This window comes from Streptomyces sp. UG1 (assembly GCF_049974585.1).
GTDB lineage: Bacteria > Actinomycetota > Actinomycetes > Streptomycetales > Streptomycetaceae > Streptomyces.
The window spans coordinates 108018-123060 of sequence record NZ_JBNGGG010000010.1 but is presented as its reverse complement, the minus strand read 5'-3'; the positions used below and the strand labels follow the sequence as shown (position 1 = coordinate 123060).

Below are 15043 nucleotides of genomic sequence, written 5' to 3'. Positions count from 1 at the left end.
ATCGTGGCCCTGATCACGTTCGGCTCCTCCACTGGACGACATACCGACTGGTCGGCATCATGAGTCAGGTCGCGTTCACCCGACCCTCCGGTCCACCTGTCCTTAGGAGCGATGTATGAGCCCCGACCATCCGCCCGGACTCGATCTCGAACGGCTGCACGGCCTGCTCGAGCGCGAGCGGCCCGGTCTGGCGCACGGTCCGCTGACCGGCCGGCTGATCGAGGGCGGACGGTCGAACCTCACCTACGCGGTCTCCGACGGCACCTCGAAGTGGGTCGTACGCCGGCCCCCGCTCGGCCACGTGCTCGCCACGGCACACGACATGAAGCGCGAGCACCGGGTGATCAGCGCGCTGCACCCGACGGACGTACCGGTGCCGCGGCCGGTGCTGCTGTGCGAGGACGAAGACGTGCTCGGGGCCCCGTTCTACGTCATGGAGTTCGTCGAGGGCACCCCGTACCGCACCGCCGACCAGCTCGCCCCGCTCGGCCCGGCGCGCACCCGGGACGCGGTGCTGTCGCTGGTGGACACCCTCGTCGAACTGCACGCGGTGGACCCGGCGTCGGTGGGCCTGGCGGACTTCGGCCGCCCCGAGGGCTTCCTGGACCGGCAGTTGCGCCGCTGGGGCAAGCAGTTGGACGCCTCCCGCAACCGCGAGCTGACCGGCATCGACGAACTGCACGCGACGCTCGGCCGGCAGCTCCCCACCTCCCCCGCGCCCGCCGTGGTGCACGGCGACTACCGGCTCGACAACGTCCTGATCGGTGACGACGACCGGATCAAGGCGATCCTCGACTGGGAGATGTCCACGCTCGGCGACCCGCTCACCGACCTGGGCCTGCTGGTGATGTACAGCATGCCGCTGGGCATGGCGGACTCCCCGGTCTCCACGACCGCCGAGGCACCCGGGCATCCCGCGCCCGCCGAGCTGATCCGGCGCTACGCCGAACGCTCCGGGCGCGACGTCTCCGCGGTCTCCTGGTACACCGCGTTCGCCTGGTTCAAGCTCGCCGTGATCCTGGAGGGCATCCACTACCGCTACACGCTGGGCCAGACGGTCGGCCGCGGCTTCGACCGCATCGGCGACCTGGTCCCCGTCTTCATCGAGCACGGTCTGACCACTCTGCAAGAAGGCATCCAGGAAGGCTGACGGGACATGGACTTCGCGTTCGACGCACGCACCGAGGAGCTGCGCGCCAGGCTGCTGGCCTTCATGGACGAGTACGTCTATCCGGCCGAGGCGGTCGCGGAGGAGCAGCGGGCCGCGCTGGCGTCCCCGTGGGACACCCCGGCCGTGGTCGAGGAGCTCAAGGCCGAGGCGCGCAGGCAGGGCCTGTGGAACCTCTTCCTGCCCGACGCCGAGCACGGCGCGGGGCTCACCAACCTCCAGTACGCCCCGTTGGCCGAGATCACCGGCCGCTCCCCGCAGTTGGCGCCGACCGCGCTGAACTGCGCGGCCCCGGACACCGGGAACATGGAGGTGCTGGCGCAGTTCGGCGACGAGCGGCAGCAGAAGCAGTGGCTGGAGCCACTGCTGGCCGGTGAGATCCGCTCGGCGTTCGCGATGACCGAGCCGGAGGTGGCCTCCTCGGACGCCACCAACATCACCACGCACATCGAGCGGGACGGCGACGAGTACGTCATCACGGGCCGCAAGTGGTACATCTCCGGGGCGATGAACCCGGACTGCAAGATCTTCATCGTGATGGGCAAGACGGACCCGGACGGCGCGGACATCCGCCGTCAGCAGTCCATGGTTCTCGTCCCGCGCGACACCCCGGGCGTGACCGTCAAGCGCGCCATGCAGGTGTTCGGCTACGAGGACCACTACCACGGCGGCCACGCCGAGGTGATCTTCGACCACGCGCGCGTGCCGGTGTCCAGCCTGATCGGCGAGGAGGGCGGCGGCTTCGCCATCGCCCAGGCCCGGCTCGGACCCGGCCGGATCCACCACTGCATGCGGCTGATCGGCATGGCGGAGCGTGCGATCGAGCTGATGTGCCGCAGGGCCGTGTCCCGTACCGCGTTCGGCAAGGAACTGGCCCGGCAGGGCGTGGTGCACAACTGGATCGCCGACGCGCGCGTGACCGTCGAGCAACTGCGGCTGCTGGTCCTGAAGACCGCCTGGCTGATGGACACCGTCGGCAACAAGGGCGCCCACACCGAGATCCAGTCCATCAAGATCGCCACGCCGCGTGCCGTCGTCGACATCATCGACCGGGCGATCCAGTTGCACGGCGCGGGCGGCGTCAGCCAGGACTTCCCGCTGGCCGAGCTGTACGCCGGGGCGCGGACCCTGATGATCGCCGACGGGCCGGACGAGGTGCACCAACGGTCGCTGGCGCGGCGGGAGTTGAAGAAGTACCTGTAGGACGGCGCGCGAGGGCCGGTGCGGGCGTACGTGCCCGCACCGGCCCCGCTCCCCCGAGTGGTGTCGGTCAGTTACGGGTGGTCGCCGTCAGCGTCCAGCCCAGCGGGCACCTCAGGCCCTGCGCGGACTTGTAGCAGCCCTTGACACGGAACGTGTAGTCGCCGGTCGTGCGCTTCTTGACCCACATCCCGCCGGACGTCCCCCTGCCGACCTGGCGCTCCCGGCCCTGTGTCTCGGCGGGGCTGGTGTAGCGGACGACGAAGGTGTCGTAGTAGCGCGGGCTCGTCGTGCCCCAGTTGAAGAAGGCGTGGCCGTCGCGCTCCCACGCCGCGATGACCATCCTGCGTCCCTGGTAGTACGACCGGGTTATGTTGCCGTTCTCGAAGTACTGCCGCTGTCCCCTCCACACGCCGTTGACGGTGACGTTCTTCGTGCCGGTGCGCGGGCAGCCCAGGAAGCCGTCGCTGCCGCCGAGTTCGCTCCAGCGCTTGTAGATGTAGGCGTTGTCGACCGAGTACCGGCAGTGCCGCGCCTGAGCCTCGGCCGCCCCACCCTCCGCCGCCGCGGGCACGGCCGCCGCGCCGCCGAGCACGACTGCGGACGCCATGGCGAGGCCCACCAGACGCCGATTCACTGAAAGCATGTTCCACCCCCGAGTTCCAGACCGACGGCTCCTTCACCCGCCGGCTGCCATGAGCATCGCGTCGGCGGGGACCGGGAGTTGAGAGGGATCCGCCGGGCGGGCCCCGGAACCTCTCCCGGATGAACCGGGAACCGTTCCCATGACGCCCGGGTCATCGCACCGGGACGATGGGGCGCATGGAGGACCGGCACGGGCGGACCCGGCGGCGCACGATGGCGGCGTACGCCCTGCTGGGGCTGGCGCTGGCCCAGGTGACCGCGGGGAGCTGGGCGTTGGCGACGGCCGGGGTCCCGGCGCGGGACCTGCTGCGCTACGACATGCTCATCGACCTGGCGGTCGGCTTCGCCTACCCCGTGTGCGGCACGGTGATCGCGCTGCACCGGCCGCGCAACCCCACCGGGTGGCTGCTGGTCGCCTACGGCCTGGGCCACGCGTTCACCGGACTGTCGATCGGACTGGCGGCCGAGGGGCTGCGGGTGGGCTGGTCCCCGGAGTTGCTGAGCACGCTGACCACCGTCGGACGGCACACGTGGATCGCCGGCGCCGCGACGGCGTTCGTGCTGGTGTTCTTCCTGTTTCCCGACGGACGGCTGCCCGACCGCCGCCTGCGCTGGGCGCTGCTGGCCCAGGTGGTGTCCATGCCCCTCGACCTGGCCATCTGGGGGCGGGACGACTGGGGGCTGTTCCACGGCACCGCGGCCCAGCCGGCGTATCTGCCGGTGCCCGGCGGCTGGATGCCCTTCCTGCGGGACGTCGAGACCGCCAAGGCCTGCCTGGTGCTGACGGCCGTGTTCACGGTGCTGTGCCTGCGCTATCGGCGCGGTGGCGAGCAGGACCGGCGCCGGCTGCTGTGGCTGATCGCCGGCATGATGCCGCTGGGGCTGAGCGTGCTGCTGCAGCTCTTCGGGTTCCCGCCGGTCTACACGTCGTACTGCACGCTGTTCCTGCCGGTCGCCATCGTGATCGCCGTGGTTCGCCACGAACTGCTGGACATCCGTGTCGTCGTCTCCCGCAGCCTGCTGTACGGGGCGCTGACGGTCGGCCTGGTCGCCGCGTACGCCGGCCTCGTCACGTTCCTGCAGTGGCTGCTCGACCCGCGACCCGAACTCCTCGGCCCCGCCCTGGTCACCGTCGCCCTCGCCCTGGGCTTCGAGCCGGCCCGTCGGCTGCTGCAGCGCATGGTGGACCGGACCTTGTACGGCGACCGGCACGACCCGGTGCGCGCGGTCTCGCGGATCGGCGAGCGGCTGGCCGGGACCGGGATCGGCGCGGTGCCGGAGGCGGTGGGCGAGGCGCTGCGGCTGCCGTATGTGCGCGTGGCGTCGAAGTCGGGGGCGGGCGGCGCGAGTTGGGGCGCCCTGGCGGGGCCCACGCACACCGTGCCGCTGGGCTACGACAGCCGGACCGTCGGTGAGCTGGTGGTCGGGCTGCGCCCCGGCGAGCAGCAGCCGGCGCCGGCCGACCTGGCCGTCCTGGAACTGCTCGCCGTACCGCTGGCGGCCGCGCTGCACGCCACCGACCTGTCCCGCCAGTTGCAGCACTCCCGGGAGCGGATCGTCGCCGCGCGGGAGGAGGAGCGGCGGCGGATCCGCCGGGATCTGCACGACGGGCTCGGGCCGACGCTGGCCGGGGCCGCGTTCCAGGCGGACGCGGTGCGCAATCTGCTCGCCTTCGACCAGGAGCGGGCGGCCGGGCTGCTCACCGAGGTGCGGGCGGAGATCGGGGGCGCGGTCACGGAGGTACGGCGGCTGGTCGACGGACTGCGGCCGCCGGACCTGGACCAGCTCGGTCTGCTCGGCGCCCTGCGGGCGCGTGCCGCCCGGCTGTCCTGGCGTGCGGACGGTGCCCCGCTCCGGGTCCGGGTGCGGGCGCCGGACCGACTGCCGGCGCTGCCCGCCGCCGTGGAGGTCGCCGCGTACCGGATCGCGACCGAGGCCCTGACCAACGCGGCCCGGCACGCCCGCGCCTCGCAGGTGGACCTGAGCATCGAGATCGGCGACGGGCTGTGCCTGGAGGTGTGCGACGACGGGGCGCCGGTGGACGAGGAGACGCCGTGGCGGCCCGGTGTGGGCATCACGTCCATGCAGGAGCGGGCCGCCGAACTCGGCGGAAGCTGTGTGGCGGGGCGGGGACGGGTGGTGGCGCGGCTGCCCCTGGGAGGGACGGCATGAAGCGGGACGGTGCGCAGGGCCACGGCATCGCCGGGCGGGCGGGCGCCGGCTCCGCGGCGGCCGATGCGGACGGCGCGCTGCGCGTCGTACTCGCCGACGATCACCCGGTGGTGCGTACGGGGCTGGCCGCGCTGCTGGAGTCGGTGCGGGACGGGTCGCCGCCGGTCCGGGTCGTGGGCGTGGCGGCGAGCGGGCGGGAGGCGGTGCGGGAGGCGGTGACGCTGCGCCCGCAGGTGGTGGTGATGGACATCCGGATGCCCGATCTGAACGGGATCGAGGCCACCCGGGAGATCGGCCGGGTGGCGCCCTCGGTGGCCGTGCTGATGCTCACCATGGTCGAGGAGGACGACTCGGTGTTCGCGGCGATGCGCGCGGGGGCTCGCGGATACGTCCTCAAGGGCGCCGGACAGGAGGAGATCGTCCGGGCGATCAGGGCGGTCGCCGCCGGGGAGGCGATCTTCGGCCCCGGGGTGGCCCGCCGGGTGCTCGGGCAACTGAGCCGTCCGCTGCCCGAGCCCGATCCGTGTCCGGAGCTGACTCCACGGGAGCGGGACGTCCTCGCGCTGATCGCCGAGGGCCACCCCAACTCGGCGGTCGCCGCCCGTCTCGGCCTGTCCGCGAAGACGGTCAGCAACCACATGTCCGCGGTGCTGGCCAAACTCGGCGTGGCGGACCGCTCGGAGGCCGCCGCCTGGGCCCGGGAGGCGGGACTGGGCCCGGCACCGCCCGAGGCCTAGGCCCTGTCGTCAAATTCCCGTCGTCCGCCCGAAGGGCGGGCCGCGCGGCGTCAGGTGCGTGCTCTCGGCGTGCCGCGTGGAAGCCTACGTAGCGGAGCTACGTAGGCTTCCACGCGGTGCGGCGAGTGGGGGCACCTCCCACGCCCTTAAGGCAGTGGGGGAGCGTGCATGGCGCCGCGCGGCAGGCGGGAATTTGACGACAGGGCCTAGGGCCGCAGCGCCCTCAGCAGCAGGTCCGCCAGGTGGTCGGCGACCTGCTGCGGGCTGAGGGGGCCGTCGGGCCGGTACCAGGTCGACAGGTGGTGGACCGAGCCGAAGTGGTAGTCGACCACCAGGTCGGCCGGGGTCGCCTTGGAGAAGACGCCCGCCTCCTGGCCCTCCTCGATGAGCGCGCGGAAACGTTCGTGGTAGCGCCGGCGCTCGGCGCGCACCTGTTTGTTCTTCTCCGGGCTCAGGTGGTGCATGGACCGCCAGAAGATCATCGCGTCGTCGAGGTTGTCGATGGTCGTCACCACGACATCCGCCGCCGCGGCCCGCAGCCGCTTCTCGACCGGCTCGTCGGCCTGCGCGAGGGCGTCCAGGCGCTCCTGCTGGAGGCGCAGCACGCGCGCGTACACCTCGTGCAGGAGGTCGTCCTTGGAGCCGAAGTAGTGGTACAGCGCTCCCTTGGTGACGCCGGCCGCCTCGACGATCTCCTGCACCGAGGTGCGGTCGTAGCCCTGCTCGGCGAAGAGCCGGGTGGCGGCGGCGAGCAGCCGCTGCGGGACGGGCGTACCGTCTCCGTCCGTCGTCCTGGCCACTGTCCCGCCACCTGCCCTTCCGAGGTCTCTGCCTGCTGTCTAGCCGTCGTGCTCGCGGGAACGCAGTTCCCGACGGAGGATCTTCCCACTCGCCGTCTTGGGCAAGTCGGGCAGGATCTCCACCTGCCGCGGATATTTGTAGGCGGCCAGTCTCTCCTTGCAGTACGCGGCCAGTGCGCCGGGGTCGGCTTCGGCACCCGGACGGAGGCTGATGTACGCCTTGACGGTCTCCCCGCGGTACCCGTCGGGCACCCCGACGACGGCGGCCTCGCGCACCGCCGGGTGCGTGTAGAGCACGTCCTCGACCTCGCGCGGCCACACCTTGAAGCCGGACGCGTTGATCATGTCCTTCTTGCGGTCGACGACGTACAGCCAGCCGTCGGCGTCCATGAACCCGATGTCGCCGGTGCGCAGCTCGCCGCCGGGGAAGGTCTCGGCCGTGGCGTCGGGCCGCCGCCAATAACCGGGGACGACCTGCGGCCCCCGCACGACGATCTCGCCCTGCTCGCCGAACGGCACCTCCTCGCCCCGGTCGTCGACGATCCGTACGACCGTCTCGGGCCCCGGCACCCCCACGGCGAGCGTCCCGGAGACGGGGTCGACGGGGGCCTCCAGGGCGGGCGGGACGGAGGCGCAGGGGGCTGTGCACTCGGTCAGTCCGTAGCCGTTGCGGATGTAGGGCCCGAAACCGGCCCGGAACTTCTCCACCAGGGCAGGGGGCAGCGGGGCCCCGCCCGAGGAGATGTTGGCGAAGGACGCGAAGTGCTCCCGGCGGACGTCCGGGTGGGCGGCCAGCGCCATGAAGGCCGTCGAGGGGCCGACGGTGTAGTGCGGCCCGTGCTCGGCGAACGCGTCGAGCACGACACCCGCCTCGAAGCGGTACGCCAGCACGAGCAGGCCGGCGCTGTTGAGGCAGGCGCCGAGCTGGCACACCATCCCGGTGATGTGGAACAGCGGCGCCATCGCGAAGTAGACGGGCGCCTCGGGCAGCTCCAGGCCCGTGCGCTGCCGCTCGGCGTTGTACATGATGTTGCCGTGCGTGTTGGTGGCGCCCTTAGGGGCGCCGCTGGTGCCCGAGGTGTAGCTGATCAGCGCGATGTCGGACGGGCCGGGCTCGCGGCCGTCGGGCGCCTTGTGTCCGGCGCGGGCGACGGCGACCAGGTCGTCGGCGTCCTCGGCCGGCGCCAGTCGCTCGAAGGTCAGCACGCGCGCGTCGCCGCGGGTCTGGAAGTCCAGCTCGCACCCGGTGAGCACGATCCGCACCGGCGTATCGGCGGCCGTCTCGCGCAGATACGACTCCCAGCCCCGGTCGGAGCAGATCAGCGCGGCCACCTCGGCGTCCCGCAGGACGTGGGTGACCTCCCCCGACTTGTACATCGGGTTGACGGGCACGACGACCGCCCCCGCCTTCCACGCGCCGAGCACGGCGAGCACGAAGTGGGGCGAGTTCTGGAGCAGGACCGCCACCCGCTCGCCCCGCTCCAGGCCGCGCGCGGCGAGGTGTCCGGCGACGGAGTCGCTGAGCTCGTCGACCTCGCGGTAGGTCAGACGGCCGTCGAAGTAGGCGAGGAAGTCGCGCTCCGGGGTCTCGGCGGCGGCCCGGCGCAGGGCGTGCACGAGGGAGTCGGCGGGGTCTATGGGTGCGCGCTGGGCGTCCGTGAGCCGGGCCAGCCAGGGCTTGGCCGCATACCGGGAGCCGGTCACCGGCCCGCCTCCCACTTCTGCTGGAGGTGGTTCATATTCGCCAGCCAGCGATCGGGCTCACCGGCCCGCGCCTGGTAGTAGGCGGCGACCTCGGGATGCGGCAGGATCAGGAAGCGATCCTCCTCCATCCCCTTGAACAGCGCGTCGGCCACGTCCTCCGGCGCGATGGCGGTGGGCTTGAGCACCAGGTCGCCCGCGCTGCCGGTGGCGTCGAGCATGTCGGTGCGCACGCCCTGCGGGCAGATGGCGTGCACCTTGATCCCACGGTGGCGGTACGTCAGCGACAGATACTCGGCGAAGGCGTACGCCCCGTGCTTGGTGACGGCGTAGGGCGCGGCACCGATCATGGTGAGCAGCCCCGCGGCGGAGACGGTCGAGACGAACCGACCGCTGCCGCGCTCGAGCCAGCCGGGAAGCAGGGCGTGCGCCGCCCGGACGTGGGCCATGACGTTGACGTCCCAGGACAGCGACCAGGCCTTGTCGTCGCCGAGATCGTCGAGGTCCGGGCCACCGAAGGCGACACCGGCGTTGGCGCAGTAGACGTCGACGGTCCCGCCGAGCGCGTCCCGGGCGTCGCCGACGATGGCGGAGGCGTCACCGGGGACAGCGATACCACCGATCTCGCCGGCGACGGCTTCGGCTTTGTCTGAGTCGAGGTCATTGACGACGACGCGGGCTCCTGCGGCTGCGAACCGACGGGCCAGGGCGGCGCCGATACCGCCTCCCGCTCCGGTGACGACCACTCCGGCATCCTGCACGGCTTCCACCATGGGTCTCCTTCGACTGCGGCTCCCTTACGACGACCAGACTAACCGGTCGGTATGTATCAAGGAAGGGGTGCGGTGATGCCCTCAGGGGCGCGGGGAACTGCGCGACAAGCCACGAATCACCGGCACCTTCCCCACAACCTGCGGGAGCAATACCGTGCCCCCATGCGCCCATCCAGACGAGCACTCCTCGCAGCGACCACGGCAGCAGCAGCGTCCCTACCTTCCACAGCGGCAGCGTCCACCCGCCGCCGAAAACTGCGAACCGGCTTCGAGCGCCTCGCAGCCGACGGCTACTCGGTCCTCGAAGGCCAGAAGGTCGGAATCGTCACCAACCCCACCGGCGTCACCAGGAACGTCCGCCACATCGTAGACGTCATGCACGCCGACAAAAGGGCGAACCTGGGGGCCGTCTTCGGCCCCGAACACGGCTTCCGCGGCACCGCCCAGGCCGGCGGCTCCGAGGGCCGCTACGACGACCCGGCGACCGGCCTGCCCGTCTACGACACGTACCTCAAGAGCGGCCGGCCCCTGGCCGACATCTTCACCGCCTCCGGCGTCGACACGATCGTCTTCGACATCCAGGACGTCGGCGCCCGCTTCTACACCTACATCTGGACCCTCTACGACTGCATGGAGGCGGCCCAGCTCGCCGGCAAGCGCTTCGTCGTCCTGGACCGGCCGAACCCCGTGACCGGACGAGCGGCCCAAGGCCCGGTCCTGCACAAGGAGTTCGCCTCCTTCGTCGGCCGGCAGCCCATCTCCCAGGCCCACGGCATGACGGTCGCCGAGCTGGCGCGGCTGTTCAACGGGGAGTTCCTCACCACACCGGTCCCGCTGGAGACCGTACGGATGACGGGCTGGCGGCGGTCCGACTTCTACGACGCCTCGGGCCTGCCCTGGGTGCCGCCGAGCCCGAACATGCCCACTCCGGACACGGCCCTCGTCTACTCGGGCACCTGTCTCTTCGAGGGCACCAACCTCTCCGAGGGCCGCGGCACCACCCGCCCCTTCGAACTGCTCGGCGCCGAAGGCATCGACCGGCGCTGGGCCGAGGCCGCGGGCGAACTCGCCCTTCCCGGCGTGCACTTCAGGGAGGCGTACTTCACGCCCACGTTCTCGAAGTTCCAGGGCAAGACCGTCGGCGGGGTACAGATCCATGTGCACGACCGGGCCGCGTACGACCCCGTCCGCACCGGAATCGCCCTGCTCGTGACCGCCAAGAAGGTCTGGAGCGGCTTCGCCTGGCGCCCCGACCACTGGATCGACAAGCTCACCGGCTCCACCCGGGTCCGCACGATGATCGACGCGGGTGCGAGCGCCGACGAGGTCGTGGCGGGCTGGCGGCGCGAGCTGGCGGCGTTCCGGCGGATGCGCGAGGAGTACCTGCTGTACACATGAACGCCCCACGGATGGGTGACGACGTATGGCCTTTCCCGCCCGGTAGCAGGACGATGCGCCCGTATCGCATCACTTCGGGGGACGAGAGGGCCTGCGATGGCGGATCCGGCAGTGCGTGTGACTCCCTACTGGGAGCTGACCTTCGACGCGGACGGGGACGCGGACGCCGGGAGGCGGGACCGGCTGCTGGCTGGGGTGGTGCGACACCACGTCCGTGATCTGATCGTCTTTGCGCACGGCTGGAACAACGACCGCTCGGGAGCGACCAAGCTCTACGACGGCTTCTTCGAACCGATCCCGCGGCTCGTCCCGGCGGCGAAGATCGGGTACGTGGGCGTGGTCTGGCCGTCGATGCGGTTCTCCGACGAGCCGATCCCCGACTTCCCGGCCCTTCCGCGCGCCGTGGCGGCCGAGCTGCCGCGGCGGCCGGTGCTCGACAAGGACACGCGGCACGCGCTGCTGGAGACGTTCCCGGGGCGGGCGACCGTGATCGACCAGATCGCGCGGCTGCTGGACCAGCAGCCGCGCGAGGAGGCCGAGCTGGAGGAGTTCGGGCGGCTGGTGCGGATGCTGGTGGAGGTGGTGCCGCCCGGGCCGCAGGCGCTGTTCGCGGCGGACACGCTGTGCGAGGGGGTGCCGCAGGACTCGCCGGACATCTTCTCCGGCTCGACCGCGGCGGTGTGCGAGGAATTCGCGCGGGCGCTGGCCCATCTGGAGGCGCCGGACGGCACGGCGGCGTCGCTGTCGTTGCCGAACCCGTGGGAGGGCGCGCACGAGTTGCTGCGGCAGGCGACGTACTACGCGATGAAACGGCGCGCGGGGACGGTCGGTGAGCGCGGACTGGGGCGGGTGGTCGGGCAACTGGCCGCGCGGGCGCCCGAGGTGCGGGTGCATCTGGTCGGGCACAGCTTCGGCGCGCGGCTGGTGTCGTTCGCGTTGCGCGGGCTGCCGAAGGGGGTGCGGGCGGTGAAGTCCGTGACGCTGCTCCAAGGGGCCTTCTCGCACTACGCGTTCGCGTCCCGGCTGCCGCACGACACGCGGGCGGGCGGTGTGCTGGAGGGCCAGCACAACCGTGTCGACGGGCCGCTGGTGTGCTGCTACTCACGGCACGACTCGGCCCTGTCCACGATGTACCCGCTGGCCTCCCGCATGGCGGGGGACGCGCGCGGGATCGCGGCGCCGGTCATCGGGCGGATGCTGGGTGCCAAGTGGGGTGCGATGGGGCACGACGGGGTGCAGGCGGTGCCGGGGACGAAGTCCTACAAGCTGGCCGACGCGCTGAAGGCGAAGCTGCCGGCGTCGGGGTGCGTGAACGTCGACGCGGCCGCCGTCGTCAGGCGGGGCGGGCCGCCGGCCGGGGCGCACAGCGACATCGTGCACCGGGAGCTGGCGCAGGTGGTGCTGGCGGCGGGGCGTATCCACTGACCCGCCCCGCCGCCGGCCGTCCCCCCGTCACCTGTGTGAGGTGAACTCCACGACCTGCTGATACGTCGGACGGTTCTGCCAGCTGATCTTGCCGTGCTTGATGCCGCCCAGCGTGCGCTGGACGATCGAGTCGGCGCACCACTGGTCGCCCGCCGAGCACTGGTCGTCGCCGGGGTAGACCTGGGCCGCGGTCTTGCCGGCCGCCTCCTTCAGGGTGCTGATCAGGATGTCCCGGCAGGCGCTGAGGCTGCCGTCGCCGCAGTACTTCTGCGCCAGCGGGCCCTGCACCGGCTCACCCAGCACGGCCCGGATGTCCTTGTCGACGTAAGACCACCAGCCGTACTGGAAGGAGCTTCCGGCGTGCGATCCGGTCGGGCCGTGGTCGGCCGACGGGGACTCGTCGATGGGCAGGTTGTTCGTCATGGCGGCGTACAGCTCGCTGCCGAGGCCCGGCTCGAACTCGGCCTTCACCAGCAGCGGCCACCACGCGTCCAGGATGCGGATCGCGTCGGCGTCGGCGTACTTCTTCGAACCGGCCGATGTCTCGGTGCGCTTGCCGCCCGCCGACAGCCACGTCTGGAGCTTGCTCACCGCGGCCGCGGCCGTGGCGTCGGTCACGGGCGAGCTGTTGACGACCTTCAGCAGGTCCGGCAGGACGTCCTCCGCCCGCAGGTCGGCGAGGCCCGCGTCGGCCATCGCCTTCACCAGCGAGGCCCGGGTCACACCGCCCGCGGCGACCAGCTTCTTCACCCGGTTCTCCAGCAGATTGCCGCGGTGGACCGAGCCGTCGCCCCAGGGCGCGGTCGTGTAGTCCTTGGCCTGCTTGTTGTTCCAGGAGATGTAGTAGTCCTGGTCGATGGAGTTGGGGTGGGCCGACGGCGGGGTGTAGTCCGCCGTGTTGGTCGCCGGTTCCCAGCCCCGCCACTCGTACGCCGGCCGCGCCCAGACCGGGAACTCCGCGTCGACGCCGTTCGCGCGCACCGGGTTGTCGCCGCTGTTGTAGTACGCGGTGTGCTCGGAGTCGGCGTAGAACCAGTTGAAGGTGTAGTTGATGTGCTGCACCGCCTTCTGGAAGCTCTCCGGGCCCTTGACGTAGTCGGGGTCGTTCAGCATCTGGAAGCCGATGATCGAGTCGGCCTCGTGCATGAAGGAGGAGCGCAGGGTGGTGTAGGCGACCTTCTTGCCGCCGACGGTGGCGCGGTGCGTGACCGGACCGTACTTGGTGCGCCAGACCCGCATCGTGTACGAGCCCGCGGGGGTGCCGTCGGCGGTCGTCGGCTTCCAGGCGTTCTTCTGCTCGACCTTCTCCATCGCCGTGCAGGTGCCGCGGTACAGGTAGTGGTGGTCGTCCTGGCACAGCTCGACGGCGTAGGTGTCGATGATGTCCTGGCCGGAGGTCGTGGCGCTCCACGAGTAGTCCTGGCCGCGGCCCAGCTCGACGTACATGCTCAGGCCGGCGAAGGAGGCGCCGCGGGCGCTGATGCCCGGGCCCTGGATCTCCTGGAGCAGCAGGAGCTGAGGCGCGAAGTAGCCGGTCTGCGGGCCGAAGACGGCGACCGGATGGCCGCTGGCGGTGTGCTTGCCGCCGACCACGAGGGCGTTGGACATGCCCCGCTTGGCCGAGCTCATGGCGGTCCGGGCGGCAGTGGTGGAGGCGCCGGTCGCGGCGGAGCCTGCCGCGCTGCCCCTACGGTCGTGGACGAGCTGCTCCTCGGTCACCGAGCCGGTGTCGGGCAGGGCCTCGCCCTGCGGGTCGTCGGGGCGGGTGGCGTACGGGAAGCTCTTGTCGTGGACGGTGACGACCGCCTCGGGGTCGTTGCGCTCGCGGAACGACTCCCAGACCTCGGTGCCCTTGGCCACCCCGTACTTCTCCTGCGCGGCCAGCAGGGAGATCGCGTTGTTGACCTCGCCGCCGCCTCCGGAGCCGAACAGGGCGCCGATGACGGAGCCGAGTGCGACCAGGTCGGTCAGCTTGAAGTGCTCGATCTTGCCGGCGTTGGTGATGGAGTCCTTGTGGCCGGTCAGGACGTACTCGCCGGGGAAGTAGCGGCCCTTGTCAGAGGCGTCGATGTAGGCGTTGATGCCGTCGAGATAGGCCTTGGCGTCGTCGAGGGCGAGCTTCCCGCGTTCGCCGTTGGTGGCGACGGCGTTGTCGATCTGGGCCTGGAGATCGGCCTCGGTGTACGGGGCGTGGCGCCAGAACTGCTGCTCGAGGCCCTGGTTGGAGGGGTCGCCGCCCGCGAAGGAGGTGAGCTGACCGCGCCCCACGTGCCGGAAGACGTCCATCAGCCACAGCCGGTCCTGGGCGGCGGCATAGCCCGCGCCGAACTCCGTGCCGTATCGGGTGGTACCGGTGATGTGCGGCACACCCGTCTTCTTGTCACGGACGATCGTCACATCGCTGCGCCCGGCGGGCTTGACGGTGGAGGCGACCTGATCGGAGGGGACACCGAACGAGGCGTCGTTGAAGAATTTGTTGATCGTCGCGTTGGTGAGGCCGGAGTAGCCGGTGGCCAGGTCGGCATAGGGGCCGAGCTGGTCGGAGGCGTGCTCCGGCATGGCGCCGAAGGCCTGGTTGAGCAGGATCTGGGCGAGGGTGGCGTTGCCGTTCTGGCCCGGCGGCAGGATGTCGGAACACTGCCTGCCGCAGTGATCGTTCGAGGCCGTGACCTCGGCTGCCGCAGCCTGGGGCGCGGTGACCGCTGGGGAAAGAGGCGACAAAAGACCGGCCATCAGAGCGCATATCGATGCGGTCTTCAGGAACCCGGGGATTCTGCCGGGAGTTCTCAGTCTGACGAGGGCGTTGCGTGGGGTACGCCGTGGCATGGCCGCTCCTACCGACGAGGCTGAGCCGGGATGTTACCGGCGGTATCCCCGGGATTGAAGATGAACATGCGTCACTTTTTGAAGACGTCGGAACCGACTGTCGGAGGTCGTCGGAAATCGGATGGAGCCGAATCGCATATCGATACGTCTATTCGTCAACGCCGCGCGAAGTCCGTGCGGCGACGCCGAAGTGACCGA

Annotated in this window: 11 protein-coding genes; 6 read left to right on the top strand and 5 right to left on the bottom strand. The window is 71.3% G+C overall.

Annotation, left to right across the window (positions count from 1 at the left end; genetic code table 11):
• Window positions 1-115: 115 nt before the first annotated feature.
• Both ACP4J3_RS13575 and ACP4J3_RS13570 read left to right on the top strand, forming a co-directional pair.
• On the top strand, window positions 116-1150 hold the full coding sequence (locus ACP4J3_RS13575) for a phosphotransferase family protein (protein WP_426533863.1): 1035 nt from the start codon (window positions 116-118) through the stop codon (window positions 1148-1150).
• A gap of 6 nt (window positions 1151-1156) precedes the next feature.
• Window positions 1157-2371 carry an acyl-CoA dehydrogenase family protein gene (locus ACP4J3_RS13570; protein WP_426533861.1) on the top strand — a complete coding sequence of 405 codons (1215 nt, stop codon included), beginning with the start codon at window positions 1157-1159 and terminating at the stop codon, window positions 2369-2371.
• A 67-nt stretch (window positions 2372-2438) separates the two neighbouring features.
• Here ACP4J3_RS13570 and ACP4J3_RS13565 read toward each other — a convergent pair whose 3' ends face one another.
• On the bottom strand, window positions 2439-3014 hold the full coding sequence (locus ACP4J3_RS13565; RefSeq protein WP_426533859.1) for a hypothetical protein: 576 nt from the start codon (window positions 3012-3014) through the stop codon (window positions 2439-2441).
• A gap of 176 nt (window positions 3015-3190) precedes the next feature.
• On the opposite strand from ACP4J3_RS13565, the gene ACP4J3_RS13560 reads away from it, so the two are divergent.
• Window positions 3191-5185, top strand: coding sequence for a sensor histidine kinase (locus ACP4J3_RS13560; protein ID WP_426533857.1), 1995 nt, complete (start codon window positions 3191-3193; stop codon window positions 5183-5185).
• Window positions 5182-5922 (top strand): response regulator, encoded by a 741-nt coding sequence (locus ACP4J3_RS13555; protein WP_426533855.1) that lies wholly within the window; start codon window positions 5182-5184, stop codon window positions 5920-5922. Before ACP4J3_RS13560 ends, ACP4J3_RS13555 begins: the two co-directional genes overlap by 4 nt.
• Before the next feature lie 206 nt (window positions 5923-6128).
• Here the strand turns inward: ACP4J3_RS13555 and ACP4J3_RS13550 are convergent, their stop codons facing one another.
• From ACP4J3_RS13550 to ACP4J3_RS13540, 3 genes are read right to left on the bottom strand one after another with little or no spacing between them, the layout of a single operon-like run.
• Window positions 6129-6722, bottom strand: a complete 594-nt coding sequence (locus ACP4J3_RS13550; RefSeq protein WP_426533853.1) for a TetR/AcrR family transcriptional regulator — start codon at window positions 6720-6722, stop codon at window positions 6129-6131.
• A 39-nt stretch (window positions 6723-6761) separates the two neighbouring features.
• Window positions 6762-8426, bottom strand: a complete 1665-nt coding sequence (locus tag ACP4J3_RS13545) for a class I adenylate-forming enzyme family protein (protein WP_426533851.1) — start codon at window positions 8424-8426, stop codon at window positions 6762-6764.
• On the bottom strand, window positions 8423-9196 hold the full coding sequence (locus ACP4J3_RS13540) for an SDR family oxidoreductase (protein ID WP_426533849.1): 774 nt from the start codon (window positions 9194-9196) through the stop codon (window positions 8423-8425). Before ACP4J3_RS13540 ends, ACP4J3_RS13545 begins: the two co-directional genes overlap by 4 nt.
• Window positions 9197-9358: 162 nt before the next feature.
• Between ACP4J3_RS13540 and ACP4J3_RS13535 the strand changes: the two genes are divergently transcribed.
• Entirely contained in the window at window positions 9359-10594 is a 1236-nt protein-coding gene (locus ACP4J3_RS13535; RefSeq protein WP_426533847.1) for an exo-beta-N-acetylmuramidase NamZ family protein, read from the top strand.
• A gap of 96 nt (window positions 10595-10690) precedes the next feature.
• The gene (locus tag ACP4J3_RS13530; protein WP_426533845.1) at window positions 10691-12019 is read left to right on the top strand and encodes a serine-threonine protein kinase; all 1329 of its coding nucleotides are present in this window, start codon (window positions 10691-10693) and stop codon (window positions 12017-12019) included.
• A gap of 27 nt (window positions 12020-12046) precedes the next feature.
• Here the strand turns inward: ACP4J3_RS13530 and ACP4J3_RS13525 are convergent, their stop codons facing one another.
• Entirely contained in the window at window positions 12047-14845 is a 2799-nt protein-coding gene (locus ACP4J3_RS13525; RefSeq protein WP_426533843.1) for a penicillin acylase family protein, read from the bottom strand.
• Window positions 14846-15043 lie beyond the last annotated feature (198 nt).